Below are 20,311 nucleotides of genomic sequence, written 5' to 3' on the forward strand. Positions count from 1 at the left end.
TGTGCAAATATTTGAGGTGTGAGGTTGACCAGCCTCATACACACGGTGTCTTTAAACGCCGCTGGGCCCGTGCAACGCGGGGGCGTTGCGCGGGCCCAACGGACTTCGACCGGTATCGCCGCGGTCGAGCGTTCCTACTTGGCGTCGGCCAGTTCGCCGGCCTCTGCGGCCGCGGCGGGCTGGTCCTCGGAGAAAGGATCCCCGCTACGGCGGGCGTTGTACAGATTCTCGTCGAGAATGCCTTCCCGCTTGGCCACGATGGTCGGAACCAAAGCCTGGCCGGCCACGTTCACCGCGGTGCGGCCCATGTCCAAGATCGGATCCACGGCCATCAGCAACCCGACGCCGGCCAATGGCAGACCAAGGGTGCTCAAGGTCAGGGTCAGCATCACCACGGCGCCGGTCGTGCCGGCGGTCGCGGCCGAGCCGAGCACGGATACCAAAGCGATGAGCAGGTAATCGGTCAGGCTCAGGTCAATGTTGAAGAACTGAGCCACGAAGATCGCGGAGATCGCCGGGTAGATCGCGGCGCAACCATCCATTTTGGTGGTGGCGCCCAGCGGGACCGCGAAGGAAGCGTAGCCCGAAGGAACGCCCAGATTGCGTTCGGTCACGCGCTGGGTCAACGGCAGGGTTCCCACCGAGGAGCGGGAAACGAAAGCCAGCTGCACCGCCGGCCAAACGCCGGAGAAGTACTGCTTAATGCTCAGTCCATGGCTGCGAACGAGTACCGGGTAGAGCGCGAACAGCACAAGGGCAAGACCAACGTAGATAGCCAGCGAGAACTTGCCCAGGGCGCCGATGGTGTCCCAGCCGTAAGTGGCTACGGCATTACCGATCAGACCGATGGTGCCGATCGGGGCGATGCGAATGATCCACCATAGGACCTTCTGAATAATCGCCAGCAGCGAGGCGGAGAAGGCCAAGAATGGCTTAGCGGCCTCGCCGACCTTGAGTGCGGCGATCCCCACGACCACCGCGATAACCAAAATCTGCAACACGTTGAAGCTGATCGAGGTGCTCGCGGCACCGTCCACCATCTTGGTATTAGCGCCCAAACCGAGGTAGTTCGAGGGGATGAGGCCGGTGAGGAACGCCAGCCAGTCGCCGGTGCGGCCGGCGTATTCCGCCGGCTGCTCCTGCCCGGTATTCACCCCCGGCTGGAAGATCAAGCCCAAGCCCATGCCGATGATCACGGAGATGAAGGCGGTAATGGCGAACCAGAGCAGAGTCTGCCACGCCAGACGTGCGGCGTTGGTGACCTGAGAAAGGTTGGCAATGGAAGCGACCACTGCGAAAAACACCAGCGGGATGACGGCGGTGCGTAGTAGCGCCACGTAGCTGGAGCCAATGATGTCCAGCGACTGCCCCAGAGCGGTGGGGGCCTCCGCGGTGGATCCGGAGTACTTGGCGACGAGGCCGAGAATCAGGCCAAGAATAAGGGCGGCGATAACCTGCACGCCGAAGTTTGTGCTCCACTTAGGCAAGCGGCGAGTGGGTGATGTCGAAGTCATGCACTCAACGGTAGAGCCGGAACTATAGCGAATCACAGCGGATGTTGCGCACTATGACAAAAATCGTCCCGGTGATACTTACGTCACATGTATCGCGTGTCTAGGTTCACGAAATGCGTCGCAAAAGCGGGAATAACGTCGCTATGTGACGTCAAGGGTCGATGTCCCCGCACCCGAGTTGCGCAGGGCGGGGACACAACTTGGCTTGTGTCGAGTTTAGGAGAGCAGCGCTCGCTTGAGCGTGTCGAGACCAACGGACCCAATGCGCAGCGCGCGGGTGTGGAACTCCTTGGCATTGAACTGCTCGCCGGCTCGCTGAGCTAGTTCATCGCGGATCTGCTCCCAAAGTCGTTGCCCCACTTTGTAGGCCGGGGCTTGGCCGGGCCAGCCGAGGTAGCGGTTGAACTCGAAGTCCAGCTGCCCGGGGGAGATATCCAGGTTCGCTTCGAGGAAAGCGAATCCCTTCTCTGCGGTCCACTGTCCTTCGCCCCATTGCTCGGGCATCGGCAGTTCGCAGTGCACGCCAATATCGAAGACCACGCGCGCGGCGCGCAACCTTTGGGCATCGAGCATCCCCATATAGTCACCAGGATCAGAGAGGTAGCCCAGCTGGTGCATGAGGCGTTCCGAATACAGTGCCCATCCCTCGCCGTGACCACTGGTCCAGCACATGTAGCGGCGCCACTTATTCAGCGTCTCGTGCTGCAACTGACTTGTAGCGATCTGCAGGTGATGGCCCGGCACGCCCTCGTGATAGACCGTGGTCAGCTCCGCCCAGGTGGTGAAGCTATCCTCTCCTGGCGGCACCGACCACCACATGCGACCCGGGCGGGAGAAGTCCTCGGACGGGCCGGTGTAATAGATCCCGCCATCCTGGGTCGGGGCGATCATGCACTCGATCTGATCCATCGGCGCCGGGATGTCGAAGTGCACATCCTTTAGATCGCGAATGGCCGCGTCGGCCTTGCCCTGCATCCATTCGCGCAGGGCATCGGTACCCTGCAGACGGCGTTTCGGGTCGTCATTCAGAATGCGTTTGGCCTCGGCGATATCGGCACCCGGCTTGATCTGTTCGGCCACCATCTGTTGCTCGGCGATGATGCGATCGAGCTCCTCCACGCCCCACGCGTAGGTTTCCTCCAGATCCACCACGGCCCCGAGGAAGTCTTGGGACACCAATTGGTAGTACTCGCGTCCCACCGCATCCTTGGCCGGGGCGATGGGTAGCAGCTCGTCGGCGACGCACTGGGCCAGCATGCGATAAGCCTGCTTGGCCGCCGCGGCGCCGCGCTGGAGCCGTTCGGCTAGCTCCGGGGCGGCGGTAGTGCCGGCACTGGCGAGTTGGTCGAAAAAGCCTCCGTCCTTGGCGTAGTCGGTGGCCTGCTCGATAGCGATCTTCAGCTGGCGCACCGGGGCAATATGTCCGGCGCTCGCCGAGCCGCGCAGCGACTTCAAGTACCCTTCGATGGCCGCGGTGACATTATGTAGCCGGTCGCCGATATGCCCGAAATCCTCCGCGCTGTGCTGTGGCATCAGGTCAAAGGCTGCACGGATCCCCTGTACCGGGGACGCGATGTTGTTCAGTTCGGTGCGGCCAGTTTCATGCAGCGTGACCGCTAGGGTCAGTCGCTCGGTCATGGCATCGAGGGTCACCTCGTCGATCTCGTCGACCGGCTGGGTCTGAGCTAGCTTGCTCAGCGTTTCGCGGGCTAGATCCGCAACGGCTTCGCGGCCGGCGGGGGAGTAGTCCGAGTATTGGCTCTCGTAGCCGGGCAGGCCGAGTTCCGAGCCGAGCTCGGGCGTCAGCTCGAGGGACTGCTCGAAATAGGCGTCGGCGATCGCGTCAATGGCGCTGGGCTGCCGGGAGGTTTCTGTGGCTGTCATGTGGCCTACATTACTTGATCTGAAGCAGATGTTGAAGAGATTTCTGGCGGCTCTTCGTTACGCGGCTTGCCGTAAAAGTGACCTCCCGGCCCTGCCTGTGATGAAGTTTAACCCCACTGGTCAGCCACGATTCTGCGGCTATGGGGAGTTCTCTCCATGGTGATGATTTTTTCTTTTCCTTAGAATTGGATGAGGAACCGGTCTAGCTTGCGCGCCCGCGTGGACCGGAACCATCACTCATCACTCGCACTGCAAGGACAAAGTAGCCATGGCGAAAGCCCCTCGGACCGGATGGACCGGGTTGCTCAAGAGCACCGGTTTTAAGGCCACCGCCATTCCGGTGGCGGCCGCGCTGGCCGTTACCGGTGCCATCATCTACCCGGGCTTCGAAACCGCCGATGTGGAATTGAATGACGGCGGCGTCTGGGTTGTGAACCAATCCGAGGGCAAAATCGGGCACATTAACTACCAGTCGCGCACCATCGACGGGGGCGTGGTAACCCCCTTGGCGAACTACGATCTAGCCCAGAACGCCGAAACCGTGCTCGTGCGCAACCTCGAGCAGGCCTCGCTGACCACCATCGACCCGGCCATGGTGCAGTTCGCCGGAGATAATGCGCTCCCGGCGAACTCTTCCTTTTCCTTCGGTGCCGAAGTCGTTGCCGTGACCGATGACGAGCACGGCACCGTGCAGGCTACCCACCTCAAGCAGATCTCTAACTTCAAGGGTGAAAGCGCCGAACCCTTGGTGGAATCCAAGGGCGAAGTCGACGCCGTGGTGGGCGCAGACGACACCGTCTGGACCGTGGACTACGCCACGGGCACCATGGCAAGCTTCACCATCGACGAAGAAGGCCAAGCCCAGCCCGGCATCCAGCAAGACCTTCCGCAATTGAGCGAACTCGAAAAGCCCCAGCTGTCCGCCGTGGGCGACACCGGTGTGGTCTTCGACCCGGCCAGTGGGGTCATCATCACGTCAACCGGTAGCACCGCCCACCTTGAAAACACCGCCAACGCCCGCCTGCAGGCCCCGGGGCCGGAGGCCGACGCTGTGGCCATCGCGCTGGATCAGTCGCTGGCCACCGTCTCACTCGACGGTAAGGAGACCGGCTACGACCAGGTGGACACACCCGGAACCCCGATCCAGCCGGTGCGCGTCGGCAGCTGCACCTACTCCGCCTGGCAGACCAGCGGCGAATACCTGCGTCACTGCACCGATGAATCACAGAACCAGCGCATGCTGATTCCAGACATGCTCACCGGGGCCGAACTGGCTTTCCGCGTCAACCGCGATGTCGTGGTGCTCAATGACGTGCACTCCGGGCAGGTATGGCTGGCCAACGAGGGCATGGAGATCGTAAGCAACTGGAGCGATCTGGAACCGCCGGCCGGCGAGGGCGAGGCGAAGGAGGAAGAAACCAAGGAAATCACCGACGCCATCGAGCTGCCTAACCGCACCGAGGAAAACCAGGAACCAATCGCCGAAGACGACAGCTTCAGCGTGCGCCCCGGGCGCACCACCCTGCTGCCGGTGCTCTATAACGATGTGGACCCCGACGGTGATCTGCTCACCGCCCAGCTCGAGGGGCCGGGACCCAAGCTCGGTGAACTGCAACCGGTTTACGATGGCACCGGTTTCCAGATTGCAGTGCCGCAGGACGCCGCGGGCGCCGGAAACTTTAGTTACACCACCGAGGATGGACGCGGCGGACGCGATACCGCCACGGTGAAGCTCAACGTGGTCGACGAGGAGACAAACACCGCCCCCGAACAGCAGCGCACCACCGTGCTCCGCGTGCAACAGGGCGAATCGGTCAGCCGCAACCTGCTCAGCGACTGGACCGACGCTGAAGGCGATGACCTGCAACTGCTCGGCGGCACCTCCGAGGGCGATGATGTGATTCGTGTGCGCCCCGATGGCACGCTGACCTTCCAAGACGATGGCAAGAAGCTGGGGCAGAAGGAAGTGGCCATTCAGGTCTCCGACCGCCGCGAAAGCACCAAGGGGCGGGTGATCGTCGAGGTGCTGGCCGATGCCACCGTCAAGCCCGTCACCGCCACCGACCACGTGCTGGCCCAGGCCGGGGAACCGACCACCTTCGAGCCGTTGGCCAACGACACCGACCCCTCCGGCGATGGGCTACGCCTGGCCGGGGTGGACGACGTGCCGGGCCTCGAGCTCACAACCAATGTGCAGACCGGCGTCGTCAGTGTGAAGGGGGACCGTCCGGGGACCTACTACGCCGAATATATGGCTACCAACGGCCCGGCTAGCGCCCCCGGGTTGGTGCGCATCGATATTGCCGCCCCGCAGGAACAGCCGCGGGACCCGGTCGCCGTGCGCGATGTCGCGCTGCTCCCGGCCGGACAAGACGTGCTGGTCAATGTGCTCGATAATGACACCGACCCCTCCGGTGGCGTGCTGGTCACCACCGCGGTGGAGGGGGCCAACGATCTGCCCTTCACCGCCAGCGTGGAGCGCAACACCTTCGTGCGGATCACCGATGTGCGCGGGCTGACCGACCCCACCACGGTGAACTACACGATCTCCAACGGCGACGGCCAGGCCACCGGTGCTATTCGTGTCATCCCGATCCCGGCGCCACCGCGTATGGACCCGCCCCAAGCGAACCCGGACACCGTCAGCGTGCGCGAAAACGATGTCGCCACCGTGAAGGTGCTCGACAATGACATTCACCCCAATGGCGGCAAGTTGACCCTGCGCCCCGAATTGCAGGAGGCCGACCAGCTCGGCGAAGGTTCCCTGATCTCGGTGGCCGATGACACGGTGCGTTTCCGCGCCGGCGACTTCGGGGGCAAACCACGCCAAGTCAGTGCCGTGTATACGGTCGCTGGCCCCGATGGTCAGGAAAGCAGCGCCAGCGTCACCTTTAATGTGCAACCAGCCGCGGATGCCAACGACCTGGAAAAGAACAGCCCACCCAACCCGGTGCCGGTAACCGGCCGTGTCTTCGCCGACAGCAGCACCAATGTGGTGATCCCGTTGGAGGATATCGATCCGGAAGGCGACTCGGTATCCCTCGTGCAATTCGGTGACTCGCCACGGCTTGGTACCGCGAAGATCCGCGGCGCCTCCATCGACTACACCGCCCACCGCAATGCCAGCGGCACCGACGAATTCAGCTATGTTGTCGAGGACCGGCTCGGTGCTCGGGCTACCGGCACCATCAAAATCGGCATCGCCCCCTTAGCCGAGGCCAATAACCCGCCGGTAGCGGTCAATGACTTCATCACGGTACGCCCCGACCGCCCGGTCGCGGTCGACGTGATGGACAACGACACCGACCCGGACGGGGATCCCATCGCCCTGCTACCCGAGGTATCCACCGAATCCAGCCAGAAGGTTGAGGTTCAGGACGGACGAGTGGTACTGACCAGCCCGCCGGAGGACGGCAGCGTCTCGGTACGCTACCGGATTTCCGATGGCCGCGGTGGCACCGCCGCCGGCACGTTAACCGTTTCCTCGGACCCCGAGGCACAGCTGCTGGCCCCGATCGCCCGCGATGACCGCGTCTCGCTCGAAGAAGTGATCGGCACCGACACGCTGACCGTGGATATCCTGCGCAATGACGAGGACCCCGACGGTAGCGCCAGCGAACTTGAAGTCTCGCTTCCCGACGCCCCCGAGTCGGCCCGAGTCACCGACGAAGGCCTCCAGGTGCGCGTGGGTGAGTCCGCCCAGGTCATCGCCTACACGCTCACTGACCCCGACGGCTTGACCTCTACCGCCTTTGTCCATGTGCCGGGCATCGCCGACGCCCGTCCCATCCTGGCCAGCGGGCTGAACCTGCAGGTCCAGGCCGGGCAGAGCTTGCCGTTGAACTTAGGCGACATTGTGCTCGTGCGCGAGGGCCGCAGCCCCCGACTGACCACCGAGGAATCGGTGAGCTCCGTGCCGGAGAACGATGGGGAACTGGTGCGTTCGGCCACCGAACTGACCTTCAAGGCCCCGATAGATTTCTCCGGCCCGGCCGCCGTGAGCTTCGAGGTGACCGACGGCAGCGGACCGGACGATGAGCGCGGCCTGACCTCGAAGCTGACCGTGCCGATCAATGTCACCCCGGCACCGGCCAACGAGCGCGGCGAGGACCGCGTCGATGAAGAGCAGGACGGCCAGCCGGAGGAAGAGGAGAGCGAGGAGCCCTCGGAGGAACCCACCGAGCAGCCCGATGAGGAGAACTTCCCACCGACCTTGCAATCCAACGCGCTGACCGTGGGCCAAGGCGAAGAACCAGCGTTGATGGATCTGCGTTTGGCGGCCAACGACGCGAACCCCGAGGACGTACCGAACCTTTCCTTCGCCCTCGGCCAGGTGGACATTCAGGGAGTACAAGCCCAGCTGATCGATGGCCACACGCTGCGCGTCTCCGCCGAGGCAAGTACCCCGAAGGGCACCAGCGGCACTATCGGCGTGAGCGTGTCCGATGGGGTCAACCCACCGGTGACCGCAACCATGAGCGTGACCGTGACCGGTTCCACCCGTGAATTGCCCGTGGCGGTGGCCGACAATGTCGCCGACGCCCACCAGGGCAAGACCGAGCTGGTGGACGTGTTGGCCAATGACCACAACCCCTATGCCGATCAAGGGCCGCTGCGCCTGCTCAACGCCCGCGCCCTGCAGTCGGGCACCGGCGCCGTTGCGGTGCGCGGAGACAAGGTTTCGATCACCCCGGCCGATAAGTTCGTGGGCACCATGCGCGTGGAGTACACGATCGGCGATGTCACCGAGGACGTTTCACGCAATGTCATCGGCACCATCACGCTGAACGTCAAGGGTGCCCCGCAGGCGCCGGGACTGCCACGCGTGCAATCCACCGGCGACCGGAAGGTCGTTCTGGCCTGGGACCCACCGGCAAATAACGGCTCGCCCATCACCGGATACACGGTCACCGGCGGCGGGCACACCCAGCAGTGTGCCGCCACCACCTGCACCATTACGCCGTTGACCAACGACAAGGTCTATAACTTCACGGTGACCGCCACGAACGCGGTGGGCACCTCCCCGGCCTCCCCGGCCTCGGCCGACGCCCGCCCCGATGTGGAGCCCGAACAGCCCGCGGCCCCCACCGGCAAGGACGGAGACCAACAGGCAAGCTTTAACTGGACCGCACCGGTTAGCCGAGGTTCGGCCATTCAGAGCTACACCCTGGAGCTGTCTCCGGCCCCACCCAACGGGGTCACCCAGGTCACCGGCATCACCGGCACCTCGTACACCTGGAAGGGCCTGAAAAATGGCACCGCCTACCAGGCTCGCGTGCGCGCGGTGAACAAGGCCTCCAAACCTTCGGCCTTTAGCTCCTACTCGGCAGCGGTCACCCCCGCCGGCGTGCCCTTCAAACCGGGCGCGCCCACCGCTTCGCGCAAGGATTCGGCCGTGGACGGCGGCGTGGTGAACGTGGCCTGGAAGGCCCCCGGCGGCAACGGGGCACCCATCACCGGGTACACCCTGCGAGTGTTCAAATCCGGCACCCTGGTCAAGACGATCGGCTCGATCGCAGCCAACCGCACCACCCAGACCGTGACCGGACTGAGCACCTCCGGGTCCTACACCTTCTCCATTCAGGCGAAGAACCGCGTGGGTAACTCCGCACAGAGTGCCCGTTCGGCGGCGGTCACCCCCTACGGTCGTCCCAAGCCGGTAGGCTCCGTGAAAGCCAACGCGACCGGAACCAACCGCATGGTGCAACTGAACTTCACCGCGCCCGGGGCCAACGGCTCAAAGATCACCGGCTACCAGTACTCCACCGACGGTGGCGGCTGGAAGCCCTTCGGCGGTCCCGGAGCGGTGATCGATACCGGTTCGAACGGTACCGTGCACACCTGGCGGGTGCGGGCGCTGAACGCGGCCGGACCGGCCCAAGCCAGCAGCCCAAGTAATAAGGAAAGCGCCTACGGGCCGCTGCGCAAAAACGCCAATATTTCCGCCACCCACGGAGATCACTGGATCAAGTTCACCTGGAATAAGGACGCAGGTGCCCCGAATGGACGAAAAGTCACCCAGACGGTGACCGTCAACGGCAATAAGATCGCCAACGACGGAGCCAAACGCATCGAAGGTTTGGGCTACTCCACGGAGCGCAAACTAAAGATCGTGGCCACGGACACCGAGGGGCAGAAAGAAGTCTGGACGAAGACCGAGAAGACCAACCCGAAGCCGGCGCGTTCGGTCAAGCTCTCCAAGGGCCCGAACTACAACGGGTACTCGAACTCCACCTGCGACCCGAACTGTTACAAGTACCATGTCGAGCTCTACAACTTCGACCCCGGTACGCACACCTATATGGCCAAGTGCTACCACTCGGGCGGAATGTTCTCGGATAACTACGTGACCTTCTCGGTCAACAACAAGGGACGGGCCTCTAAGGATCTGCCTTGCGTGGTTGAGCCGGGATATAAGCAGCCCTATTACGCCACGGTGGACGGCGTAAAATCGAACACCACCAACTTCTGACCCGCCCATTGAGCCCTTCACGGATGTATGAAAGAGAGACCATGTCGAGAACGATGAGCACCGAGCAGGCCAGTTGGTTCTGCGATACCTTCGCCAAGCTGGTGTCCAATGTGGGCCAGTCGGTGCTGGGCAAGGAGCAGACGATCAGGCTGGTGCTCACCGCGCTACTGACCGAGGGGCATGTACTCCTCGAGGACGCTCCGGGCACCGGCAAGACCATGCTGGCGCGCTCGCTGGCCGCCACCGTGAAGGGCACGAACTCGCGCATTCAGTTCACCCCGGATCTGCTGCCCAGCGACGTCACCGGCATTACCATCTACGATCAGCGCACCCAGTCCTTCGAGTTCCATCACGGGCCGATTTTCGCGAACCTGGTGCTGGCCGACGAAATCAACCGCGCCAGCCCGAAAACCCAGTCGGCGCTGCTCGAAGTGATGGAGGAGGGCCGAGTCACGGTCGACGGCACCACCTACACGCAGGCCCGCCCCTTCATGGTGATCGCCACGCAGAACCCCATCGAACAGGCCGGCACCTACCGCCTGCCCGAGGCTCAGCTGGACCGCTTCTTGATCAAAACCTCGATCGGCTACCCGGACCGTGCGGCCACCGTGGCCCTGCTCACCGGCAGCGCCCAGAAGGATCGCTCCGCGGCGCTCAGCCCGGTGATCACCACCGAGGCGCTGGCCGAAATGGCAGACCTAGCCACCGGGGTGCACGTGGATGAGGCCGTGCTGGACTATGTCGCGGCACTGTGCGAAGCCACCCGTGAGGCCTCGGAAACCCGGCTGGGCGTATCGGTGCGTGGCGCACTGGCCATGGTGCGCGCGGCGAAGGTGTGGGCCGCCGGTCAGGGACGCAACTATGTGTTGCCCGACGATATTAAGGAACTGGCACCGCACGTGTTCACCCACCGTCTGGTGTTGGACCCGGAGGCCGAATTCACCGGGGCCACCGCCGTAAAAGTCATTGACGCGGTGCTGCGTGAAGTACCGGCCCCAACCCGCCGCGGTAGCGAGGCCTAAGGCATATCATGATGAGCAGACGGGCCGCGCTACGCCGCGCCGCCGGAAAAGTACCGAGCCTGCTGAGCGAAAGCTCGGCGGTGCTCGGCCAATACCTGCGCCCACTGGGCGATCGGGTGCGGGCCGTGAGCCAAAGCTACCTGTCCCCGGTGGCCCGCGTGGTCTCCCCGCTGGGTTTCGTGGTGGCCGGCACCGCAATACTGCTCTGGGTGCTTGGCGCCGGCTTCGGCTGGCAGGAAGCACTGCTCGGGGCCTTCATGGCCAGCGTGCTGTTGGTGGTCGGGGTCGGGTTCATTCTGGGTCGTAGCGACTTTGAGGTAAGCCTGGATCTAAACCGCACCCGGGTGGCCGTGGGAGACCGCGCCGTGGGCGCGATGCGGGTGCGCAACCGGGCCGCACGCAGTTCGGCCGGAGTCATGATGGAGCTGCCGGTCGGCGCCGGGGCCGCGGAATTCCGTATCCCACGGCTAGACCCCGGGGACAGCCACGAAGACCTGTTTACCATTCCCACCCGTCGCCGCCAGGTGCTCGAGGTTGGTCCGGTGCGCTCGGTACGCCAGGACCCCTTCGGCCTGCTACGCCGCCAGGTGCGTTGGACGGACACCTACGAGCTGTTCATCCACCCGAAAACCACCGGACTCGATGGTTCCTCGGCCGGCTTCATCCGCGACCTGGAGGGTATGCCCACCCGCGACCTGTCGAACTCGGATGTGTCCTTTCACGCCCTGCGCGGTTACCAGCCTGGTGATGACCGGCGGCATATTCATTGGAAGTCCACAGCCCGTACCGGCGAACTCATGGTGCGGCAGTTCGAGGAAACCCGCCGCTCGCATCTGGCCGTTGCCCTCTCGCTGAATTTAGGGGACTACGGAACCCATGCGGAAGCGCTCGAAGATGTGGAGCTGGCCATTTCGGTGGCCGCCTCGATCGGGCTGCAGGCCGCGGTGGAACAGCGCAAACTGGACGTCTACAGCCAGTTCGGACCGGTGCGCGCCGACACCGGGCGTCACCTGATGGACGGGCTAACCCGTCTGGAGGTGCGTGCGGGCCTGCGAGAAAACGTGGTGGATGTGGTGCGCCACACCGCAGATGCGGTTCCCGGCGCCTCGGTGATGTTCATGCTCACCGGCGCACAAACCACGGCGCGCGAACTGCGTGAAGCGTGGATGCATGTGCCGGTGGGGGTACGTGCCATCGCGATCCGCTGTGGGCTGGGGCTGGCACCGGCGCGGGCCAGCATCGGTGAGCTGACCGTACTGACCCTCGGAAACCTCGACGAGCTGGGGTTGATGTTGCGAAGGGCCGTCGCATGAGCCGCCCGCTCCCCCTCTGGCGCTATTGCGTCGACGCAGCCTGCCTAGGCGCGGCGCTACTACTCGGAGCCCTGGGGCTTTTCGACGCCTACGGCGGCAGCCTAGCCTTCCTGTTGGCCGCCATCGGCGGCATCGTTGCCGGGCTCGGGCTTGCCTGGGCCAATGTGTGGTTCCGGCTGGGCACCTGGCGTACCGCCGCCGGCTTCGCCGTGCTCTACCTGCTGCTCGGTACCCCCTTGGCGACCCCGCGCGAGGCCGCCTACTCGGTGCTGCCGACCCTCGAATCGCTACGCACCCTGCTGGCCGGGCTGGTGTTCTCCTGGAAAGACATGCTCACCGTTGCCCCACCGGTGGGTTCCTTCGGGGGCGTGCTCATCGTGGCCTTTTTCTCCACTTTGCTCACCGCTTTACTCACCGGGCTGGCCGCCTGGCATCTGCGTTCGCCCTATCTCACGCTGCTACCGGTGCTGGCGATGTTCGTGGTGGGTATCGTCTTTGGCACCCGCGATGTGCCGATGCCGGTGGTGCGCGGCGTCGCCTTGATCGCGGTACTCGTGGGCTGGCTGGCCTGGCGGCGCTATGTGGCGCAGATCGTCAGCGATGGTTTCCGCTCGCTCAATCATGCGCCGGAGGACCTTGCCGGCGGGCACCAGCTCCGGCTGCGCCGGGTAGCCATCGGCGCACTAGTGTTGGCCGGGGCCGGGGTGCTCACCGCCGCGGCGGCCCCACTCATCAGCCCGCAAACCCCGCGTCAGGTGCTGCGTGATGCGCTTGAGCCGCCGGTAGACCTCTACGACTACCCAAGCCCGCTGACACGTTTCCGTAAATACGTGAAAAACATGGCCGATGACACGCTGCTCACCGTCAAGGGGCTTCCGGAAGGCGAACGCATTCGGCTGGCGGCCCTGGACTCCTACAACGGCATGGTCTTTTCCGTGGACCCGAAGTCCGGCGGCAATTTCGCCCCGGTCGGTGATTCGAGCGATATTCGCTCGGCCGAGGGCGGCAGCAGCCGCAACCAGGGCGAGCTGCAGATTGAAATTCGTGACTATCAGGGCGTATGGCTGCCGGCCGGCGGTAAGCTCGCCGGGCTCGAGCTGACCGGGGAACGCCGCGACGAGCTGGCTCGCTCGCTGTTCTACAGCGACGAGGCCGAAACCGCGCTGAGTTCCATCGGCCTGCGCTCCGGCGATGCCTATACCGCCCAGGTGTACTTCCCGCCGCGACCCAGCGACGAACAGCTGGCGGAGTTGAACTTCGCCGAATTGCGCCTACCGGAACTGGCGAATGTGCCGCCGCTGGCGGGGGCCAAGGCCGTGGACTTCATCGGTTCGGCCCAAGGGGACCTGAACCGGGCACGCAGCCTCGAGAGCACCTTCGCGAATACGGGCTTCTTCTCCAACGGAGCCGAGGGGCAGGTTCCCTCGCTCTCCGGGCATGGTGCCGGGCGCATAACGAGCCTGCTCGATGCCGAGCAGATGATCGGCGATGATGAGCAGTATGCCGCGGCCATGGCCCTCTTGGCTCGCGAACAGGGCATCCCGGCCCGCGTGGTGATGGGTTTCTACCCCGAAGAGTACGCCCCGCAACGTGCGGTGGAGCTGACCGGTTCGGATGTGCACGCGTGGGTAGAGATCGCCTTCGAATCGGTGGGCTGGGTGGCCTTTGACCCGACCCCAGACGATGATGAACAGCCCACACCGCCGGAGCAGGAACCCAAAGCCGTGCCGCAGCCGCAGGTGCTGCAACCGCCACCTCCGGGGCAGGAAGAAGCCGACCTGCCGCCAGAGACCGCGCCGGAACCCCAAGAGGTCGAAGAGGAACCGCAGACCTGGTGGGAACGCTGGGGAGTGCTGGTGAGCATTATCGGTATTTCGGCCGGCTCACTGCTCGTCTTGGCCTCGCCCTTCCTGCTGATCTTGTTGCTGAAGGTACGCCGTCGCCGCCGCCGCGAACGCACCGGCGGTCCCGAACAGCGCATGGCCGGCGGCTGGCAGGAAATCCTCAGTACCGCCACCGACCATCAAGTCATCAGCCGTGTGGGAGCCACCCGCTCGGAGAATGCGCGCCTGGTGGCCGGGGGCTTCCCCGCCATGAGCGAACCGGTGCTGAACCTGGCCCGCCGAGCCGATGCGGCCAGCTTCTCACCGGTGCAGCCCACCGAGGAAGAGGTGCGTAGCTACTGGGAAGAAGTGCATCGCCAGGCCAAGGAGATGCAGGCCTCACGTGGCTTCTTCGGCCGGCTGCGCGCCAAATATTCCCCGCGCTCGCTCGTCCACGAGGTGGCCGGTGCACTGTCCACCTCCGGGCGGCTACCCCGTCGCCCGCGCCGTAACCGTTTCGAACAACCACAGGAGTAAGCCATGGCACAAACAATGAACCTGGTGGATGCCAGCGCAACCCAGCGATTGCTCTCCTGGTTGCTCGACAGCGTGCCGCTGATTATTCTCGCGGCGATCTTCATGCCGATCATCAGTTCCAAGTTGTTGCAGGCCGCCGTTGACCCGCAAATCCTCGGACAGATTGCCGGGACCTATCTGCTCTTTGGCGTGCTGTCGCTGGCTTATACGGTGGGGATCTGGTGGTGGGAGGCCACGAGCGGCAAGACCCCGGGCCAGTTCCTGCTCAAGCTGCGCACCACGAATCTCGAAGGCAACCTGCCCGGTTGGGGTAAGGTGATCGGTCGGCGTTTGTTGATCGCCGTTGCCGGAATTATCCCGGTGGTCGGCCCGGTGCTGATGGTGATCTCCAACCTCTTCGACGCCAACGGCAAACGCCAGGGCTGGCACGATAAGGCCGCCGGCACCCTGGTGCTGGACGTCGCCGCCGGCCGCGACCCGCTGACCTCCGGTGGAATTGCCGGACCGCAGTCCTTTGCCCCGCAGGATGACCCTTCGCCGGCACAGCCGGAGTCACACGATGAGGATGAGCGTGCGGTGGACGCGCCGGAAGACCCTGAGGACGTGCCAGAGTTTGCGGGACCGGCCGTAATCGATTCGGTGCCCGGCGCCATCCGACAGGCCAACGAAGAGCCCAGCCCCGCCAAGGCCGAGGTCATCTCCGAGGTTAACGCAGCGGCCCCGGCTTCGGCCCCGGTGCCAGAGCATGCCGATCCGGACGATGAACTTGGCTCCACCCGGCTACGCGTCGAGCGGGATCCGGTAATGGTGCTGCACTTCGACGACGGCCAAGCGCTCACCATCGAGCACAGTGCGCTGATCGGCCGCAACCCGGCCCCGGCCGAAGGCGAACAGGTGGACGAGCTGATTAGCCTCGATGACCCGGAGCGCACCGTGTCGAAAACCCACCTGCTGGTGCAGTCCGGTGCCAGTGGTCTGTGGGTTACCGACCGCCAGTCGGCCAATGGCTCCTACATTGTCGATGGCCAGGGCGGCACGCGTGATCTGGTGCCGGGGCAGCCCCAACAGGTCAGCCCCGGACAGACCGTGTACTTCGGAGAGCGTAACTTTAAGGTCGAACGCGCGTGAGTGCGGTTCCCGAAGAGCACTGGGTGGCGCTGCACCACGGGCAAAGCACCGACCGTGGCTTGCGCCGCGCCTTGAACGAGGACAGCATGCTCGCCACCGACACGCTGCTGCTGGTCGCCGACGGCATGGGCGGACATGCCGCCGGGGACGTGGCCAGTTCGGTGTGCGTGCAAACCTTCGCCGAAGGGGTGCGGCAGGCCCACGGACTCATCGATGCCCAGCTGATCGATGACCTGCTGCAGCGCGCCGACCGGGCCATCCTTGCGGCCGGGTCGGCCCGCGCCGGCACCACCGTGTCCGGAGCGGCAGTGATCTACCCGGAGGGGCAACCGCAGTGGCTGATCTTTAACGTGGGGGATTCGCGTACCTACCGGATGGCCGATGGCTTACTCGAACAGGTGACGGTCGATCATTCCGAGGTGCAGGAGCTACTGGACAGTGGTCGGCTCAGTGCCGGTGAGGCCGCCGATTACCCGCGCCGCCATGTCATCACCCGGGCGTTGGGGATGCGCGCCGATAACCGCGCGGACTTTTGGATGCTCCCGGTCAAGGCCGGGGACCGGCTCCTGGTATGTTCCGACGGGCTGAGCGGGGAACTGAGCGACGAGCAGATGCAACAGGTGCTCGCCCGCTTCCCGGACCCGCAACAGGCCGCCGACGAACTGATCCAGGCGGCCCTGCGCAATGGGGGACGCGATAATATCAGCGTGATCGTTGCCGATGTGGCAGCCGGGCACCCCGACGACATCGACATCACCGTACCGCGCCAGATCATCACGACCGACACAGAGGAGAAATCATGAACAGCCTGCGTTACCTCCCCGGCGACGGGTATGCCCTGGTGGGTACCGGTCACATCCTCATGCTGCCCGCGGGCACCGAGCCGGAACTGCTCGATCGGCTGTGGTCGAGTCTGAGCCCCGAAGCCAGCGTCGAATCGTTGCTGTCGGCCCTGCTGGGCAGCGTCGAGATGAAAATCAACGAGCTACCCGACTTCGCGATAATTTCGCGGCAGCAGGCCGCCCACGTCGTGGTGCGCGGTACCGCGACGTTCACCGGCCACACCGGTGCCGGCAGCGAAACCGCCAGCGGAGCCGACATCGCCACCTGGCAGGAACGGCGCTTCGCCGCGTTGGGCTCCTGGACGGCCAGCCTGCACGCCGAGACCCCCGAGGGGCAGCAGCTTCCCATCAACGAGGGCGTGGTGCGCGCCGCCGCGCTGAGCTTCGGATCCACATCCGAGACTAAGACCGAATCGGAGGGCACCGTGCAGAACGTCGCGGCACCGGCCACCGATGACGTCGCCGGTCCCGAGGCGGATGCGGAGGTGACGCAGCTGGCCAGTGCGCCAGCGAAGCCAGCCACCGAGCAGGCCAGCAGCACCCCGGATCGCACCGAGGCACCCACGCGGGCCCAAGCCGTCGTCGAGCCGGCCGCAGCCAAGGAGGCACCGGCGGCAACCGCCGGGGTGAAGGACCCGGCGGGCAAGCCCGAAGCGGACGAGGCACCGGAAGATACCCAGGACCCCGAGGTGTACGAACATTCCACCGGCACCGACGAACTGTCCTTGGCCAGCGAGTTGCTCGGACGTCGCGGCGATGCGGCCACCGAATATGAGCCGGTCGACGCCGATGATTCGGACACCATCCTCAAGCCGCGCCCGGCCGCCGTTGCCGCGCCCGATGAGCTCCCGGATCCGGACCGGGACGGGGACACCATCATTCGTAGCGCCCCACGCGATCATTCCGGTTCGCTGGGCGAGTCCATCTCCTTGGCCGGGGCGCCGGTGAGCGCGGAACCCAACGAATTCGTGCTGGCCCGGGTCTGCGCCGACGGCCACCCGAACCCGCCCACGGCTTCGAGCTGCCGCAGCTGCGGCGCTGCCCTGCGCGGGGAGGCCCGGCAGGTGCGTAAACCGGCCATGGGCCGCATGCTCGTCTCCGACGAATCGGGGCAGAGCGAGTCCTCCCATGAGTTGACCCGCTCGGTGATTGTCGGCCGCCAGCCCAGCGCCCAAGGGTTCACCGGAACCCCGGAGCCGAAACTGATGAAGGTGCACAGCCCCAGCGGCGACATTTCCCGTTCGCATCTGCAGGTGCGCATCGAAGGATGGCATGTGGAACTCGTCGATCTCGGGGCCACCAACGGCACCGTGCTCTTACGCGAAGGACAGGCACCTCGCCGGCTTGGCAAGGCGGAGTCGGTGCTGTTGCTCAGCGGAGACGTGGCCGATCTGGGCGATGGCGTGAGCCTGCGATTCGAGGAGCTTCCGTGAGTTCGCGGCGCCCTCCGGCGCCAGCCCCGCAGATTCCGGGCTTCAGCTATATCAAGCCCCTGGGCACCGGGGGCTTCTCCGACGTCTACCTCTACGAGCAGCACCGACCCCAGCGCAAGGTGGCCATCAAGGTTTTGCTGGCCGATGTGAGCGAAGCGGAGGCCCGTGCGCGCTTCGAGGCCGAGGCGAACCTGATGGCGCAGCTCTCCACCCACCCCTACATCGTCACCATCTACCAGGCGGAGATCACCGCGGACTCGCGCTCCTACCTCGCCATGGAGTACTGCTCGCGGCCCGGTCTCGACGCGCGCTACCGGCGTTCGGTGCTCAGCGTGGACGAAGCCCTGTCGCTGGGGATCCAGATCTGCTCTGCGGTACAAACCGCACACCTAGCCGGCATTATTCACCGCGACATTAAACCGGCGAACGTGCTGACCACCGACTACAACCGGCCGGCACTGACCGACTTCGGTATCTCCGGCACCATCGGTTCCGAGGTAGCGGGCCTGTCGATCCCTTGGTCGGCGCCCGAGGCCTTCGAAGGCGGCACGCCGCCCGGTGTCCGGATGGACGTGTACTCGCTCGGTGCCACGATTTATACCGTGCTTGCCGGGCACTCGCCGTTCGTGCGCCCGGGTCGCGATAATTCGCAGACCACACTGATCGAACGCATCACCAATACCGAACTGCAACCGCTGCAGCGCCCCGACGTGCCGCAGTCATTGAATCAGGCCCTGGCGGTGGCCATGGCCAAATCCCCGGCGGCCCGCTTCGGGTCGGCCGCCGAACTGGCCCGTTCGCTGCAACGAATTCAAGCCGAGCTGGGCCTGTCCGTCACCCCCTTCGAGGTGCTCGAAGAGCACGGCGCGCACAACCCCGCCGAGGAGGAAGGGGAGTCCACCCGGGTGCGCAGTGTCACCTCCATCGAGGATGCACAGCGACCCCGCGGCTCCGGACCGCTGATCTCCTCGGTGCCCGGACGGCGCGCCCCCGCCCCACGGGCAACGGATCAGGCAGGAACCCCGGCACCGGTGGATGAGCCGGATGTCTCGCAGCGTTTTGATGCGCCGCTACGTGGTGATCAGCAGGTGCCGGTGGAGGCACCGGATGCGGCCGTGGCGGAACCGCTGGAGGTACGGCGCAAAATGCCCAAGGCCCTGCTTGGTGTCGCGTTGGCGCTGGCGCTGATCATTTCGGTCGCGATCGGCGCCAACCTGCTCGGGGATACCGACGAAGATCCACGCAGCAGCACCCCGCCGATCAACGCCTCACTCGATCCGAAGGACCCGATTATCGGGGCCAACGCCCCGCAGGTCACCGACCTTAAACACTCCAGCGTGGGCAAGAACGTCACCTTCACCTGGAAGAACCCCGACCCGATGGACGGGGACTTCTATATGTGGGCGCCGGTGACGGCCACCGAGACCGGAGACGCGCAGAAAACCGACGCTCCCAGCGCCACCTTGCCGCGAGCCAAGGGACAAACCTGCATCGAGGTCAAACTCGTGCGCAAGAATGGTGGTAGCGTGTCCGAGCCCAGACGCGCCTGTGCGGAGGAGAACCATGGATAGTTGCCAAGAAACGCAACCTGCCGAAGACGTGTATGTCGAATACTGCGGCCAGTGGTTCCCGGTCGCCGAAGGGCAACTATTTACCATCGGCCGCGAGGGAGACCTGGCGGTGGACGACAACCCGTATCTGCACCGCCAGTTTCTGACCGTGGGACAGTATGAGGGCATGTGGTGGCTATCGAATATTGGTGCCCGGTTAACCGCAACGATCGCCGATAAAACCGGGGGACTGCAGGCGTGGCTCTCACCCGGGGCACGTCTGCCGCTGGTGTTCAACCGGACCTCGGTGGTTTTCACCGCTGGGCCCACCACCTACGAGTTCGCCATCCACGTGGCCCAACCGACCTTCCGGCAGGAACCCCTGGCCGGGGATCCCGACGGGGCCACCACCATAGGTCCGGTGACCCTGACCTCGGCGCAGCGGGCCCTGGTGGTGGCGCTCGCCGAACCCATGCTACGCCGCGATGGAACTGGGCTCAGCGCGATTCCCTCCAGCGCTGCGGCCGCCGAACGCTTGGGCTGGAGCATCACGAAATTCAACCGCAAACTCGACAATGTTTGCGACAAATTGGATAAGGCCGGGATCGTTGGGTTGCGTGGCGGGCCCGGGAAACTGGCGACCAATCGCAAGGCTCGCCTCGTGGAACACGCGGTCAGTTCGCACCTGGTGACTCGCGCGGATTTGAAATTACTGGAACTGGAGCTCGGCGCCGACGACTAGCACGTGGCCTTCCACGCTCCATAGGGTCACCGTTGGAGGGTGGAAGGCGGC

11 protein-coding genes are annotated in these 20,311 nt (G+C 64.9%); 9 read left to right on the plus strand and 2 right to left on the minus strand.

Annotated features, from left to right (window positions below; translation table 11 throughout):
* Positions 1-134: 134 nt before the first annotated feature.
* Positions 135-1,514, minus strand: a complete 1,380-nt coding sequence (locus ACJD00_RS04155) for a dicarboxylate/amino acid:cation symporter (RefSeq protein ID WP_418908608.1) — start codon at positions 1,512-1,514, stop codon at positions 135-137.
* 216 nt (positions 1,515-1,730) lie between these two features.
* Positions 1,731-3,398, minus strand: a complete 1,668-nt coding sequence (locus tag ACJD00_RS04160; RefSeq protein ID WP_418908609.1) for a DUF885 domain-containing protein — start codon at positions 3,396-3,398, stop codon at positions 1,731-1,733.
* 268 nt (positions 3,399-3,666) lie between these two features.
* Here ACJD00_RS04160 and ACJD00_RS04165 point away from each other — a divergent pair, with 268 nt between their 5' ends.
* The 9 genes from ACJD00_RS04165 to ACJD00_RS04205 are packed head-to-tail and all read left to right on the plus strand — an operon-like array spanning position 3,667 to position 20,260.
* Positions 3,667-9,870 (plus strand): Ig-like domain-containing protein, encoded by a 6,204-nt coding sequence (locus ACJD00_RS04165; protein WP_418908610.1) that lies wholly within the window; start codon positions 3,667-3,669, stop codon positions 9,868-9,870.
* Between the two features lie 41 nt (positions 9,871-9,911).
* Positions 9,912-10,892, plus strand: a complete 981-nt coding sequence (locus ACJD00_RS04170; RefSeq protein ID WP_418908611.1) for an AAA family ATPase — start codon at positions 9,912-9,914, stop codon at positions 10,890-10,892.
* 8 nt (positions 10,893-10,900) lie between these two features.
* A complete protein-coding gene (locus ACJD00_RS04175; RefSeq protein WP_418908612.1) occupies positions 10,901-12,205 on the plus strand; it encodes a DUF58 domain-containing protein in 1,305 nt (434 codons plus the stop codon).
* The gene (locus tag ACJD00_RS04180) at positions 12,202-14,565 is read left to right on the plus strand and encodes a transglutaminaseTgpA domain-containing protein (RefSeq protein WP_418908613.1); all 2,364 of its coding nucleotides are present in this window, start codon (positions 12,202-12,204) and stop codon (positions 14,563-14,565) included. The genes ACJD00_RS04175 and ACJD00_RS04180 overlap by 4 nt, the downstream gene beginning before the upstream one ends.
* Positions 14,566-14,568: 3 nt before the next feature.
* Positions 14,569-15,693, plus strand: coding sequence for an RDD family protein (locus ACJD00_RS04185; protein WP_418908614.1), 1,125 nt, complete (start codon positions 14,569-14,571; stop codon positions 15,691-15,693).
* Positions 15,690-16,496 carry a PP2C family protein-serine/threonine phosphatase gene (locus tag ACJD00_RS04190; RefSeq protein WP_418908615.1) on the plus strand — a complete coding sequence of 269 codons (807 nt, stop codon included), beginning with the start codon at positions 15,690-15,692 and terminating at the stop codon, positions 16,494-16,496. Before ACJD00_RS04185 ends, ACJD00_RS04190 begins: the two co-directional genes overlap by 4 nt.
* Entirely contained in the window at positions 16,493-17,968 is a 1,476-nt protein-coding gene (locus tag ACJD00_RS04195) for an FHA domain-containing protein (RefSeq protein WP_418908616.1), read from the plus strand. The genes ACJD00_RS04190 and ACJD00_RS04195 overlap by 4 nt, the downstream gene beginning before the upstream one ends.
* On the plus strand, positions 17,965-19,539 hold the full coding sequence (locus tag ACJD00_RS04200; RefSeq protein WP_418908617.1) for a serine/threonine-protein kinase: 1,575 nt from the start codon (positions 17,965-17,967) through the stop codon (positions 19,537-19,539). The genes ACJD00_RS04195 and ACJD00_RS04200 overlap by 4 nt, the downstream gene beginning before the upstream one ends.
* Positions 19,532-20,260 (plus strand): hypothetical protein, encoded by a 729-nt coding sequence (locus ACJD00_RS04205; protein ID WP_418908618.1) that lies wholly within the window; start codon positions 19,532-19,534, stop codon positions 20,258-20,260. The genes ACJD00_RS04200 and ACJD00_RS04205 overlap by 8 nt, the downstream gene beginning before the upstream one ends.
* Positions 20,261-20,311: the final 51 nt, after the last annotated feature.

The organism is Glutamicibacter endophyticus (genome assembly GCF_048457885.1).
GTDB classification, from domain to species: domain Bacteria; phylum Actinomycetota; class Actinomycetes; order Actinomycetales; family Micrococcaceae; genus Glutamicibacter; species Glutamicibacter endophyticus.